Source organism: Paraburkholderia acidicola (genome assembly GCF_002362315.1).
Taxonomy (GTDB): Bacteria; Pseudomonadota; Gammaproteobacteria; order Burkholderiales; family Burkholderiaceae; genus Paraburkholderia; species Paraburkholderia acidicola.
Genome location: NZ_MTZV01000006.1, coordinates 33,710 through 47,396 on the forward strand (window position 1 = coordinate 33,710; position 13,687 = coordinate 47,396).

General features: G+C 63.2%; 14 protein-coding genes. 8 read left to right on the forward strand and 6 right to left on the reverse strand.

What is annotated here, in order from left to right:
• Positions 1–93 precede the first annotated feature (93 nt).
• Positions 94–1,617, reverse strand: coding sequence for a carbohydrate porin (locus BWP39_RS19225; protein WP_096723076.1), 1,524 nt, complete (start codon positions 1,615–1,617; stop codon positions 94–96).
• Between the two features lie 340 nt (positions 1,618–1,957).
• On the opposite strand from BWP39_RS19225, the gene BWP39_RS19230 reads away from it, so the two are divergent.
• The 8 genes from BWP39_RS19230 to hutC (BWP39_RS19265) all read left to right on the forward strand — a co-directional run bounded on the left by BWP39_RS19230 (position 1,958) and on the right by hutC (BWP39_RS19265) (position 9,471).
• Positions 1,958–2,788 (forward strand): arylamine N-acetyltransferase family protein, encoded by an 831-nt coding sequence (locus tag BWP39_RS19230; RefSeq protein WP_096726036.1) that lies wholly within the window; start codon positions 1,958–1,960, stop codon positions 2,786–2,788.
• Between the two features lie 3 nt (positions 2,789–2,791).
• Positions 2,792–3,469, forward strand: a complete 678-nt coding sequence (locus BWP39_RS19235) for a methyltransferase family protein (RefSeq protein WP_096723078.1) — start codon at positions 2,792–2,794, stop codon at positions 3,467–3,469.
• A 273-nt stretch (positions 3,470–3,742) separates the two neighbouring features.
• The gene (locus BWP39_RS19240; protein WP_096723080.1) at positions 3,743–4,600 is read left to right on the forward strand and encodes a transporter substrate-binding domain-containing protein; all 858 of its coding nucleotides are present in this window, start codon (positions 3,743–3,745) and stop codon (positions 4,598–4,600) included.
• A gap of 87 nt (positions 4,601–4,687) precedes the next feature.
• Entirely contained in the window at positions 4,688–5,410 is a 723-nt protein-coding gene (locus tag BWP39_RS19245; RefSeq protein ID WP_096723082.1) for an ABC transporter permease, read from the forward strand.
• A 16-nt stretch (positions 5,411–5,426) separates the two neighbouring features.
• Positions 5,427–6,185: an ABC transporter permease gene (locus BWP39_RS19250; protein WP_091017717.1), complete on the forward strand. Its 759-nt coding sequence runs from the start codon at positions 5,427–5,429 to the stop codon at positions 6,183–6,185.
• A 33-nt stretch (positions 6,186–6,218) separates the two neighbouring features.
• The gene (locus BWP39_RS19255) at positions 6,219–7,010 is read left to right on the forward strand and encodes an ABC transporter ATP-binding protein (protein ID WP_096723084.1); all 792 of its coding nucleotides are present in this window, start codon (positions 6,219–6,221) and stop codon (positions 7,008–7,010) included.
• 8 nt (positions 7,011–7,018) lie between these two features.
• Positions 7,019–8,644, forward strand: a complete 1,626-nt coding sequence (locus BWP39_RS19260) for an HAL/PAL/TAL family ammonia-lyase (RefSeq protein WP_096723086.1) — start codon at positions 7,019–7,021, stop codon at positions 8,642–8,644.
• A 71-nt stretch (positions 8,645–8,715) separates the two neighbouring features.
• Positions 8,716–9,471, forward strand: coding sequence for a histidine utilization repressor (hutC, locus tag BWP39_RS19265; protein ID WP_170043922.1), 756 nt, complete (start codon positions 8,716–8,718; stop codon positions 9,469–9,471).
• 36 nt (positions 9,472–9,507) lie between these two features.
• Here hutC (BWP39_RS19265) and hutC (BWP39_RS19270) read toward each other — a convergent pair whose 3' ends face one another.
• The 5 genes from hutC (BWP39_RS19270) to BWP39_RS19290 all read right to left on the reverse strand — a co-directional run bounded on the left by hutC (BWP39_RS19270) (position 9,508) and on the right by BWP39_RS19290 (position 13,493).
• Positions 9,508–10,344: a histidine utilization repressor gene (hutC, locus tag BWP39_RS19270; protein WP_096723088.1), complete on the reverse strand. Its 837-nt coding sequence runs from the start codon at positions 10,342–10,344 to the stop codon at positions 9,508–9,510.
• Between the two features lie 74 nt (positions 10,345–10,418).
• A complete protein-coding gene (locus tag BWP39_RS19275; RefSeq protein ID WP_096723090.1) occupies positions 10,419–11,282 on the reverse strand; it encodes an amino acid ABC transporter ATP-binding protein in 864 nt (287 codons plus the stop codon).
• Between the two features lie 14 nt (positions 11,283–11,296).
• Positions 11,297–11,959: an amino acid ABC transporter permease gene (locus BWP39_RS19280; protein ID WP_096726038.1), complete on the reverse strand. Its 663-nt coding sequence runs from the start codon at positions 11,957–11,959 to the stop codon at positions 11,297–11,299.
• 10 nt (positions 11,960–11,969) lie between these two features.
• A complete protein-coding gene (locus tag BWP39_RS19285; RefSeq protein WP_096723092.1) occupies positions 11,970–12,620 on the reverse strand; it encodes an amino acid ABC transporter permease in 651 nt (216 codons plus the stop codon).
• A 33-nt stretch (positions 12,621–12,653) separates the two neighbouring features.
• Complete coding sequence (locus BWP39_RS19290) at positions 12,654–13,493, reverse strand: transporter substrate-binding domain-containing protein (protein ID WP_096723094.1); 840 nt, start codon at positions 13,491–13,493, stop codon at positions 12,654–12,656.
• Positions 13,494–13,687 lie beyond the last annotated feature (194 nt).

Here is a 13,687-nt window from a genome sequence, read left to right on the forward strand (position 1 = left end):
CCGTGCCTGCGCACAAAGCGTTGAATGCGGTCATGAGCGAAGCGTAAAAGCGTGTGATTGCATGTAGTTGCGTGCGGCGTGAGCGAACGATGCCTAGAACGTGATGTTAGTCCGCACGCCGACAACAAACGTATTGCGCAGCGGCTGCGTCGGGTCGCTCGGGTTCTGGCCGGCACCGGCGTTGAACGTGTATTGCGCGTCGCCCTGGATCTGGCACCACGGCGTTGCCTGATAGATGTAGGTCGCTTCGAGCGTCGTTTCGCTGGTGCGCACACCGTAAGGTCCGCCGCTCGCTGCAAGCGTGTCCTGATCGAGGTCGTGAATGCCGTTGCCGACCTTGATGAAGGTTGCCGCAAGCCCGACGCTGTCGTTGTCGCGGCCCGCGAACGGCGCTTTCATCACGATGCCGACGTTGGCGGCGAGGCTCACGAGATTGCGGTCGCCCGGTGCGCCCATCACGCGTGCGAACACGCCGATGCTGCGCGGCTCGTCGGGGTCCGGGCGCCAGATCATCTGGTCCGCGACCGCATAGATGCTGTAGTTACCGTGATGCTGGCTCGGAATGCCGGTCGACAATGCCGTATTGGCGAGCGACACACCGGTATTGTCCAGATGCTGGTCGGCGAAGCTTTCGTTGTTGTACCAGAGGCCGAGCTTGTAGGTGCCTGGCAGTCCATTCGAACCAGCGCCGACCATTTCGCCGTCTGCCGGCTGGTTGATCGAGTACTGCAGCTCGCCGATATACAGCGCGCCGTTATGCAGGTTGAAGTTGGTCCCGCTGATGTTGTTCGGATTGTTGCCGAGCGGATCGCCATCGAACACGCCTGCGAGCGCGGTCAGCGACGGTGTGATCTGGCCGCGTACGCGCACGCCGAGATCGGCGAGCGGATAGGCGGGGCCGCCCGACGGCATGTCGTACGACGGCAGCGCAGGCCAGCCGAACATCGTATTGATGAAAGTCGCCGCGTACTGACTGGTGATGAATTCCTGATCGATACTTTGCTGACCGACCTTCACGTCGATGCGCTTGTTCAGAAACGACTGCTGGTACCACAACTCCCAGAGCCGCGTCGTGTCCTGCGCCTCGATACCGGATGCGGTGTTCAGCGTGCCGAGTTTGTTGGCGCTCAGATTCTGCCCATGAATATTCAGCGCGCTGACGTTGAAGAGGCCGCCCGGCAAACCGAATGCCTTCTGCGTATCGACCTGGACCGTGGCGGTGGTGAGGCCGTCGTAGTCGCCGCCGGTGTGCAGGCCGCCGCGCAGGTTCGCGAGGTATTCGCTGGTTTCAGTCAGGCTGAACGTGACGCCGTATTTGCCGAGCCACGGCCGCAGACCGCCGATGTCGCCGAACAGATTCTGGCGTGACCACACGCCGGTCCACTGGCTGGTTTGCTGCGCCTTGATGTTCAGGTCGGCCTCGGGGGCCTCGGGCGCGGCGTCCGGATTCGCTTCGGCGAACGCGGCGTGAGCTGTCAGCGCCGTGCATGCAAACGCGAAAGACAGCGCAGCCTTACGGATCGGCGACAGCGGCCGCGCATGCAGCGGCGAGCGTCGCGCAGGACCCGGACGCACACATGCTGGCGCAGCGTGTCCAGTGAACAGGGCGAGTTTCATGTGAATCCCTTCGGTGTTGTTTTATGACTGAACCCGACAACTCGCCGGCGGCTTTGAAAGCCTTGATTCAGTAGATGGCCATACCGGGTTCGCGACGTCCGATGCGGCGATTGGCGCCATCGTACGCAGGGGAAATATGCCCGTCAACATAAATGAGAACGATTCGCATCTACTTTACGGGGTGTAATCTTTAGCCTTCCTTTTTGCTGTCGTAATGCTTTCTTTATGCCTTCATTCGGGATGTCGAAGCAGCGCGCACGCTTGTTCGTTGCGACCCGGCGCTATGATGGATCGCTGTCATCCGGTGCGTTCCGCGCCGGAGCAAAAGAGGACCGCCACGATGTCGTTTACGCTCGATCTCGACCGTTACTTTTCCCGCATCGGCTACACCGGTCCGCGTACGCCGACGCTCGACGTGCTGCGCGAACTGCATCGGCTGCACGCCTATACGATCCCCTTCGAGAATCTCGATCCGCTGACCGGGCGCCGCGTGCTGCTCGATCCGGCTTCGATCGAGGGCAAGCTGGTCGGGCGTCGGCGCGGCGGCTACTGCTTCGAACAGAACGGGCTGTTTGCACGCGTGCTGATGCAACTCGGTTTCCGCATCACACCGCTGATCGCGCGCGTACTCTGGGGCCGCGCGCCCGATGCGGTCACGGCGCGCACGCACATGCTGGTGCGTATCGATCTCGACGACGGCCCATGGATCGCCGATGTCGGCTTCGGTGTGGTCACGCTTACGGAGCCGCTGCGGCTGATCGCCGGGCAAACGCAGCAAACCTCGCACGAAGCGCTGCGTGTCGTCGACGCGCCGAACGGTGCATTCGATCTCGAACTGCATTCCGGCGATGCGTGGATGAAGATCTATCGCTTCGAATTGCAGCGCGCCGAATGGATCGACTACGAGACGGCGAACTGGTACACCTCGACCTTCCCCGAATCGCTCTTCGTCACACAACTGGTGGTGTGCCGCGTGCAACCGCACGGCCGGTTGACGCTGTTTAACAACCGCTTCACCGAACGGTCGAAAGACGGTCACGGCAGCGAACGCATGCTCGGCAGCGCGCGCGAACTGACGATGTGCCTGCGCGACGCATTCGGCCTCGATCCCGACGATATCGATGTGGAATCGATCTATGCGCGCGTCAGCGACCTGGCTCCTGGAGTGTGAGCGATGATCGTCCGGATGTTTACGCAGACCTTCGTTTTCCTCGTCGGCATGGGTGTGCTGCTGTTCGGCGCGGCCGGCACGCTCGCGTGGCCTGGCGCCTGGTGCTATCTGCTGGAGCTGGGCGCGCTTAGCGTGTGGCTTGGCCTGTGGCTCGCACGGCATGATCCGGCGCTGCTCGCCGAACGGCTCGGTAACATCGTGCAGAAGCAGCAGAGCCGCTGGGACCGGTTCTTCATGGCAAGCGTCGCGATCGTATGGCCCGTGTGGCTCGTCCTGATCGCGTTCGATGCGCAGCGCTGGCGGTGGTCCGCAGTGCCGGTGTGGGCAAATGTTATCGGTGCGCTGGGCATCGCCGTTTGCGTCATTGCTACGCGTTCGGTGTTCCGCGCCAACAGCTATGCCGCGCCGGTCGTGAAGCTGCAGACCGAGCGGGGTCACAAGGTTGCCGACACCGGTCCTTACGCGCACGTGCGCCATCCGATGTACACCGCCACCATTCCTTTTTTTATCGGCACGCCGCTGCTGCTCGGCTCCTGGTGGGGGCTGGCGTGTGCGCCGCTGCTGGTGGTGGCGCTCGGTTACCGGGCGGTGCTCGAAGAACGCATGCTGGCGGAACAACTCGACGGCTACGCGGCCTATGCTGCCCGGGTTCGATATCGCTTCGTGCCCGGTGTCTGGTAGCTGGCCCAGGCCAAGGGCGCTCTGCACCGCACGCGAACCTGTCTAGACAAAACGCACCATCGCGGCGCACACCTGCACCGCTCAGACTCATCCCGCCGGTTTCAAATCTTCTGTCAAATCCCTTGTTTATAGGGCTTACCCGGACGAAATCCATTTTTTCGAGATTTCTCCTTGCGATGCTTTTTTTACTCGGGCAAGCTTGTCTAGTCAAATTAGCTGGAGGCGAGCGATCGTCGAGCCGGCTGCCGGCAACCTCAATCACGGAGATTCGCAATGGGCAAGCGCAGCACGTTGGCAAAGGCATTGATCGGCGTCGTACTCGGCGCCTCGGCGGTTCTCGCGGCACCCGTGCACGCGAAAGACTGGAAGACGGTGACGATCGCGCTCGAAGGCGGCTACGCACCGTGGAACCTGACCTTGCCGGGCGGCAAGCTCGGCGGCTTCGAACCGGAACTGGTCGCGAATCTGTGCGCGCGCATCCAGTTGCAATGCAATCTGGTCGCGCAGGACTGGGACGGCATGATTCCCGGCTTGCAGGCCGGCAAGTTCGATGTGTTGATGGATGCGATCTCGATCACGCCCGAGCGCGAAAAGATCATTGCCTTCTCGCGGCCGTATGCAGCCACGCCCGCTACGTTCGCCGTCGCCGATACGAAGGTGCTGCCCAAGGCCGCGGCCGGTGCGCCGCAGGTCAAGCTGACCGGCGACCCGAAAGCCGACCAGGCCACCGTCGATCCGTTGCGCAAACAACTGAAGGGCAAGTCGATCGGCATCCAGTCGGGCACCGTCTATACGAAGTTCATCAACGACAACTTCAAGGACGTCGCGACGATCCGCGTCTACAAGACCTCGCCTGAGCGCGATCTCGATCTGGCCGCGGGCCGCATCGATGCATCGTTCGACGACGTGACTTATTACGCGGCGAATCTCGACAAGAAAGAGACGTCGTCGATCGTGCTGGCTGGACCGAAGATCGGTGGTCCGATCTGGGGGCCGGGCGAAGGGCTCGCGTTCCGCAAGCAGGATGGCGATCTGCGGACGAAGTTCGATACGGCGATTGCAGCAGCGATGGCCGACGGTACGGTCAAGAAGCTGTCGGAAAAATGGTTCAAGACTGACGTAACGCCTTGATGGCTTGATGTCGTCACACATCGCACCGCACGTGGTTGCAGTCGTAGTTACAGCAGATAGACATGACGCAGTGAAGGAGACGCACGCATGACTCTGATCGAGATACTCGGTTTCGGGCCGGAAGGCTGGGGCGGCGTGCTGCTGCTCGCCGCACTGATGACGGTCGCGCTGACGCTCGCCGCGCTGGCAGTCGGCGCGGTGTTCGGCGCGCTGATCGCGGCCGCGAAGCTATCGCGCTTTCGCGCCGCGCGCGTGCTCGGCGATCTGTACACGACGGTGTTTCGCGGTGTGCCCGAACTGCTCGTCATCTATCTGTTCTACTTCGGCGGCTCGACGCTCGTCACCACGATCGGCCAGTGGTTCGGCGCCGAAGGCTTCGTTGGTGTGCCGCCGTTCGTGATCGGCGCGCTTGCGGTAGGGATGATCTCCGGTGCGTATCAGGCCGAGGTGTATCGCGCGGCGGTGCTCGCGGTGTCGCGTGGCGAACTCGAAGCGGCGCGCGCCATCGGCATGCCGACCTTCACGATGGCGCGCCGCATCCTGATTCCGCAGATCCTCCGTTTCGCGTTGCCGGGCATCGGCAACGTATGGCAACTGAGCCTCAAAGATTCGGCGCTGATCTCCGTGACCGGTCTTGCCGAGTTGCTGCGCCAGAGCCAGGTCGCGGCCGGCTCGACCCATCAGTATTTCGTGTTCTTCTGCGCGGGCGGCGCGCTGTATCTGCTGATGACCGGCATCTCGAACCGCGTCTTCAACCGGGCGGAAGCGCGCATTGCGCGGTCGTTCCGTCGCAACTTCGCGCGCAACTGAACGGGACGCCGCCATCATGTCATTCGATTTCGACTTTCTGTTCGATACGCTGCGGCAACTGCTCGCGGCCGTGCCGACTACGCTTGGGCTGTTCTTTTCGTCGCTGGTCGTGGGCGGCTTGCTGTCGCTCGTGATCGTCACGATGCGCGTCTCGCGCCACTGGCTGCCCAACCGCTTCGCGCGGCTCTACATTCTCGTGTTCCGTGGCTCGCCGCTGCTGATCCAGATGTTCCTCGTGTATTACGGGCTCGGTCAGTTCGGCGTGATCCGCGAGAGCTTCTTGTGGCCGATGCTGCGCGATCCGTATCTGTGCGCGGTGCTGTCGCTGGCGCTCTGTACCGCAGGCTACACCGCCGAGATCATTCGCGGCGGCCTGATGGCAGTGCCGGTCGGCCAGATCGAAGCCGGTTATTCGATCGGCCTGTCGGGTATCGCGCTGCTGCGTCGCGTGATCGGCCCGATCGCATTGCGCCAGTGTCTGCCCGCGTATTCGACGGAAGCCGTACTGCTCGTCAAATCGACGGCGCTTGCGAGTCTCGTCACGGTGTGGGAAGTGACCGGCGTCGCGCAGCAGATCATCCAGCAGACTTATCGCACGACCGAAGTCTTCATCTGCGCCGCGCTGATCTACCTGTTCCTGAACTTCGTCATCGTGCGCGTACTCGGTGCGCTTGAATGGCGCCTGTCGCGGCATCTGCGTGCCGCGCCCGCCAACGTCAAGCCATCGGCTGCCGCGGCTACGCCACCCGCTGAAATCCGCCGCGCCGCGCGCTAGGCGACTGCCCCTTTTCCCGGAGAGGAGAACCTCATGAACGCTACGGCTCCTGTTGCATTGTCGGTCAAGAACATCCACAAATCGTTCGGCGACCATCACGTGCTGAAGGGCATCTCGCTCGAAGCCCACGAAGGCGACGTGATCTCGATTCTCGGCGCGAGCGGCTCGGGCAAGAGCACGTTTCTGCGCTGTCTGAATCTGCTGGAGACGCCTGATGATGGTTCGGTGGCGCTCGGTGGCGAAGAGCTGAAGATGAAGCGTCGCAGTGATGGCCGTCTGCAACCGGGCGATCGTCGTCAGGTGGATCGCATCCGCTCGCAACTCGGCATGGTGTTCCAGAACTTCAACCTCTGGTCGCACATGACGGTGCTCGAAAACCTGATCGAAGGTCCGATGCGCGTATTGAAGCGCAGCCGTGCCGAAGCGGTCGAGGAAGCCGAAGCGTTGCTCGCGAAAGTCGGTCTTGCGGAAAAGCGCGGTCACTATCCGGCGCATCTGTCGGGTGGACAGCAGCAGCGGGTGGCAATTGCCCGCGCACTCGCGATGCATCCGAAGGTGATGCTGTTCGACGAACCCACCTCGGCGCTCGATCCGGAACTCGTCGGCGAAGTGCTGCGCGTGATGCGCTCGCTTGCGGAGGAAGGGCGCACGATGCTGGTTGTCACGCACGAGATGGGCTTCGCGCGGCACGTGTCGAACCGCGTGATGTTTCTGCATCAAGGGCAGGTCGAAGCGGACGGCACACCCGATGAGGTATTCGGCGAACTGAAGTCGGACCGGTTCCGGCAGTTCGTCTCCAGTCATCACAACCGTACTGCCAACTGAGCACTGCCATGGCCATCCTCCGTTCCGTTCGTCCTCTCGACTGGCGTCAGGTCGCGGCCATCGCGGCTGGCGAAACGCTTGAACTCTCCGCCGATGCCCGTGCGCGTATCGACGCCGCTCACACACTCGTTGAACAGATCGTCGTGCGCAGCATTCGTGCGTACGGCGTGAATACCGGTGTCGGTGCGCTGTGCGATGTGGTGGTATCGCAGTCGGAGCAGCGCACGCTATCGCGCAACATCCTGATGAGCCACGCGGTCGGTGTCGGTACGCCGCTCGGTGCCGCCGAAACGCGCGCGATCATCGCCGCAGCGGTCAACAATTTCGCGCACGGTCACTCGGGTATTCGCCTCGAAGTCGCCGAGCGGCTCGTCGCATTGCTTGCGGCCGACTGCCTGCCCGAAGTGCCGGCATTTGGCTCGGTCGGTTACCTGAGTCATATGGCGCATATCGCGCTCGTGTGTATTGGCGAAGGGCACGTGCGCTATCGCGGTGAACGGCTGAGCGGTCGCGAGGCGTTGCAGCGGCTTGGGCTCGAACCGCTGGTGCTCGAGGCGAAGGAAGGTTTGAGTCTCGTCAACGGTACGCCGTGCGTGACCGGGCTCGCGGCACTGGCGCTTGCGCGCGCCGAGGGTCTGCTCGACTGGACCGATGCGGTCGCCGCGATGAGCTTCGAGAATCTGCACGGGCAGCTCGCCGCGTTCGATGCCGAATCGCTGGCGATGCGCGTGTCGCCGGGGCTCAACCTGGTCGGCTCGCGGATGCGGGCAGCGCTCGCGGATAGCGGCATCCTCGCGTCGTTTGTCGGTCAGCGCACGCAGGATCCGCTGAGCATGCGCACAATCCCGCACGTACACGGCGCCGCGCGCGACGTGCTGACCGCAACCGCCGATGTCGTGAACCGTGAACTCGCCTCGATCACCGATAACCCGATCGTCGCCGGCACACCGGAAGCGCCGCGCGTCTACTCGCAGGCGCATGCGGTCGGCGCTTCGATTGCGCTCGCGATGGACAGTCTCTCGACCGCGATCGCGCAGGTCGCAGCGATGGCCGAACGACGCCTCGACCGGCTTGTGAATCCGCTCGTCAGCGGCTTGCCCGCGTTTCTCGCGGAGCCGGGCGGCACCTGTTCCGGCTTCATGATCGCGCAGTACACGGCGGCTTCGCTGGTTGCGCAGAACCGGCGGCTTGCAGCGCCCGCTAGTCTCGATGGTGGTATTACGTCGGGACTGCAGGAGGATCATCTGTGCCATGCGACACCCGCTGCATTGAAGGCGCTTGAAATCATCGATAATGCCGGGCGGATTGTCGCCATCGAATTGCTGGCTGCGGCGCAAGCCTACGATCTGCAGGCCGTCGACGCAGCGCGTGCGCCGCATACCGAAGCGCTGTGGCGCCGCGTGCGCGGCGTGGTCGCGACGTACCGCGACGACCGGCCGCTCGCCGACGACATGGCCGCCGCGTTCCGATTAATCGCGGATGGAGCGCCGCCGCCGTTGCCGAATCCGGGCAACCTGCAGCCGCCACGTCACGACGATGCAGATAGCGGCGTGCCGATCGTTTCTGCTGGATCTGCGGGCGCTGCCGCCAACGATCCGCGTCCGGTGGCAGCGGGCGCGGCGGCAAGCCGCTAGGCACCAGACGGCGTCGCACGCATTACCCTGTGTTGCAGACGCGACGTACTACCCACGAGGTCGACGTGAACATGAATCTGAAAGAGCGGGCCGACACCGGGCCGGATCGTGCGGAACCCGGTGTTAAAACGCCGGCGAAACCGATGCCGGCTTACGAGCAGATCAAGCGCTACGTCCTGCAACGGATCGCCGAGGGCGAGTGGAAAGCCGGTGGCGTGATCCCATCGGAAACCGAACTGGTGAAAGAGTTCGGCGTCGCGCGCATGACGGTGTCGCGCGCGCTGCGCGAACTGACGTCGGAGCGTGTGCTGACGCGCGTGCAGGGCTCCGGTACGTTCGTCGCGCCGCAGCACTACGAGTCGACGGTGCTGGAAATCCGCAACATCGCCGACGAGATCGCGGCGCGCGGTCATCGGCACAGTGCCCATGTGCTGACACTGGAACCGAGCGACGACCCGCTCGCCGTCGATGCACTCGGCCTCTCGACTGGGCCGATTTTCCATTCGCGCATCGTGCACAGCGAAGAGGGCGAACCGATCCAGTACGAGGATCGTTACGTGAACCCGAAGGTGTTTCCCCACTACCTGGAACAGGACTTCACGGTCGAGACACCGAACCACTACATGGTGCGGCTCGCGCCGATCCAGCGCGCCGAGTTTCGCATCTATGCTCAGAAGCCGGACGCGCATGTCCGGCGGCATCTGGCGATGGAGATTGGTGAGCCTTGCCTGATGTTGTGGCGTCGTACGTGGGTCGGTGCGGCGGTGGCGACGTCGGTGCAGCTGTGGCATCCGGCGTCGCGTTTTCATCTGGCGGGGAAGGTTTGAGGGCGCTCTGGCTCGGTGTGGCGCCTGCTTAGAGATTTAGCCCTGACGCTGCGAGTCGTCCGGCGTAAACCGGCAGCCGAGCCGATAACGCGAGCCCGGATGCACGAACCGCGCATACGTCACCGCGACACCACTGGTCCACGTCCGGCGCACCAGCGTCAGACACGGCTCGCTTTCGACGATCTCAAGATGCTCCGCTTCCTCGCGAGTCGGCAGACCCGCATCGACGACATGTTCGATGTCGTGCAAGGGCACGGTGTTGAACAGATACTCGGACGGTCTGAGCGTCGAGAAATCCTGTTGCAGGAACGCCGGCGCGGCCGCCGGATTCACATAACGGTCTTCGAGTTGCACCGGCAGACCGTTCTCGCGATGCACACAGATCACATGAAATACAGACGCGCCTGGTGCGAGACCCAACGCGTTCGACACGGGCAGCGGTGCGCTTACACGTTGCGCAAGCAGGATGTCCGACGTGTACTCGTGACCCCGCGAGCGGATTTCGTCGCCGATGTGGGCGATCATCAGTAGCGTCGATTGCGGCTTGGCTTCGGCGACGAACGTGCCGACGCCGGACACGCGTGTGAGCAGCCCTTCGTTCGTGAGTTCGCGCAGTGCGCGGTTGACCGTCATCCGCGAGACGCCAAGCGAGGCGACGAGGTCGAGTTCCGACGGAATGCGGTCGCCGGGTCGGCGTGCACCGGACTCGATCGTGCCGCGGATGTGGCGCTTCACCTGTTCGTAGCGCGCCGGTGCGGCGGCTTCGACTGGAACGGCGGCAGCGGGGCCGCGCGCGACGCGTCCCGTCTGCCTCGCGACATGCGCGCCGTCAAGCGGTTTAGCGCGGCGGCGGGTGCGGAGCGTGGCGGACATCGGGCGGCCGGCGCGCTAAAGCTGCACGGCGCGTGCCGCACATGCGCCGATAGCAGGGTGGTGGTGTGCGCCGCTCATGGCGCATCCGCCTCGCCGCTGCGCGCCCAGAACGCGTTGCGATCGAAGTAGTTCTGCAGAAACTGCCGCAGACGCGGCTGCCCGGCATCGTGAAAGACCTCACGCGGTGCGCCTTGTACTGCAATCTGCCCTTGGTCAATAAACACAACCTTGTCGGCCACCTGCGCCGCAAAACCCATCTCGTGGGTGACGACGGCCATCGTCATGCCGTCGCGTGCAAGCTGCTTCATCACCTGCAAGACTTCGCCGACCAGTTCGGGATCGAGTGCCGAGGTGGGTTCGTCGAACAGCATGATGTGCGGCTCCATCGCCAGCGCACGCGCGATCGCGACGCGCTGCTGCTGGCCGCCGGAGAGTTTCGCCGGGTACGCATCGGCTTTGTGCGCGAGGCCAACCGTTTCGAGCATCGCGAGCGCGCGGCTGCGTGCTTCATCGCGTGAGAGTCGTCGCACACGCAACAGCGCTTCGCTGACATTGCCGAGCGCCGTCATGTGAGGCCACAGGTTGAACTGCTGGAACACCATACCGACATTGCGCCGCACCCGGTTGATCTCGCCGTGCGACGCACGTACGCGCTGCCCGTTGCGTTCGGTATAGCCGAGCAGGTCGCCTTCGATGCGCACGTCGCCTTCGTCGTAGGGTTCGAGCGCGGCGATGCAACGTAGCAGCGTGCTCTTGCCGGAGCCCGACGGCCCGATGATGCAGACCACCTCCGACTTCCTGATGTCGAGATCGACACCGCGCAGCACCTCGACTTCGCCGTAGCGTTTGTGCAGACCGCGGACCTGCACGAGCGGTGTTCCCTGAGCCGACGAAGCGGGCGCAGGAGAAGAGGAGGGCATATCGACGATGGCGTTCATGGAAAGACCCGGATTCAAGCGATGAAGCGCGTCAGCCGCGCCTCGGCCCACATGCCCGCACGCGAGGTGAGTTCGACGAGCGCGAGATAGCAGAAGCACAGCACGAGCAGCGTTTCGACAAAGGCGAAAGTCGCTGAGCCGATGCCGGTGAGCACGAATGTCAGTTCGGGCACCGTGACGATCGACAGTACGGCCGTTTCCTTGCTCAGCACGATGATCAGATTGGTTAGCGCGGGGACGATCAACAGGAGCATTTGCGGTGCCTGGATACGGAGCACGGCTTGCCAGCGCGAGAGGCCGAGGCACGCTGCCGCTTCGAGATGACCGGGCGGCACCGACTGGAAGCCCGAGCGGAACGCTTCCGCGAAATAGGCGCTGCCGTAGAGGCCGAGACCGAGCACGCCGGCCGTCATCGGTTCGAGCGTGAGGCCGATCGAGGGGCCGCCGTAGTACAGCAGAAATAGCTGCACGAGAAACGGTGTGCCGCGGAAGAGTTCGATATAGACGCGCAACGCGGCGCGCACACCGCGGCCGCAGAACAGTTGCAATACCGCGATCAGGAAGCCGAGCACGAGGCCAATCGCGACACCCGCTGCCCACGTGCCGAGCGTTGTCGCGAGACCGGCGGCGATCGGCTGAAGGTTATGGGTAATGACCGTGGGGTCGAGTTGCTGCATCGCCATGGCCTCAGTTGTGCTGCAAACGATACTCGGCCGCATGCGCGACGAGCGCCAGCGTGCCGCAGATCAGAAAGTAGATCAGCCCCGCCGCCAGATACGCTTCGAGCGGACGATAGGTGCTGGCCGCGATATTCTGCGCGGTGCGCGTCAACTCCGCGACGCCGACCACCGAGATCAGCGACGACGCCTTGATCAGCAGCACCATTTCGTTGACGAGCGATGGCAGCGTCAACCGAAACGCCTGTGGCACCTGAATTCGTCGAAGCATATCGAACGGCGACAGACCGAGCATGCGCGCGGCCTCGATCTGCCCGGGCGCAATGCTCAGAAAACCGCCACGGAGAATCTCTGCGATGTATGAAGCCGAACACAGCGATACCGCGCTGATCGCCGCTGCAAGCGGCGGCACGTTGATACCGACGAACGGCAGCAGGTAATACACGAGCAGCAACTGCACGAGCATCGGCACGCCGCGAAAGAAGAACACATACGCGCCGCCGGCAAGACGCGCCACCCGATGAGCCGACAGCCGCGCCGCGCACACGCCGATCGCAACGAAAAAGCCGATCACGAGTCCCGTCAGCGAAATACCGACAGTCGCGAGCGCCGCGTGCAGCAGCAGCGGAAAACCTTGCGCGAAGACCGAGAGACTGAACATGGGCGCAGTGCCGGCGAGCCGATAGCGGTGCTATCAGTAGTTCGGGGTGGGTAGCGTGGTCGGCGCGTCCATGGCGACGCCAAACCACTTCTTCTGCAGCGTGGCGAGGCGCCCGTCACCGTGCATCTTCACGAGCGCGGCGTTGAATGCATCGGCGAGCGGCTTGCTGTCGGCATCCTTGCGCAGGCAGTACGCGAAGTAGACTTTCGCGCCGAATGACGGTTGCACAACCGTGAACGTTTCGGGCCGCTGTTTCGCGACATAAGCGATGTTGGTCACCGAGTTCGCCACTGCAGCGATGCGGCCCGCGGCGAGATCGGCGTACGCCTGATTGTTATCGACGTACTCGCGGATTTCCGGCGGTTTCGGCAGCGTGGCGACGTAGGTTTTCAACTGATCGAGCTGCGCCGAACCTTTGCCCGCGCCGACCGTCTTGCCGGCGATATCCGACGATTGCTTCAGCGACGTATCGTTCGTGCGTTTGAGCAGTGCGTCGGTCGCGTCGGCGACCGGTAGCGTGTAGGTATAGCGCTCCATGCGCGCCTTCGTGATCGTGATCGGACCGCCGACCATATCGAACTTGCCCGCTTCGAGACCGGGCAGCACGCTCGGCCAGGGCAGATCGATAAAGCGCACTTTCACGCCGAGTTCCTTGCCGATTTCAGCAAACAGGTCCTTGTTGAAACCCGACTGCTGACCGTTCTCGAGAAAGTCGAACGGCGCGAACTGCATCTCGGTTCCGACCACCAGTTCGCCGGCCTTTTTTACTTTGGCAAGCTGATCTTCCGCGTGCGCAGTCGCACTGATGGCAACGCTTGCGGCGCACAGCGCCAGCGTCGCAAAACGACCTTTCCAGCCTGCAAGAATGCTCATGGATTTTTCTCCGTCAGGGAAGCGGCAATGCGTGAGGCAAGCCGGAAACGCGTGGAATGTGAGGGGCAGTATATACCGCAGATTTTTCGCAAAAAATAAAGAAACGTGAACGCGCGGACTAGGGTTTTCATGCAATGTCATCGGACACAATGAGCCGTGCACAATGGCCTTTCTATGTGCATGCTGCGACAGAA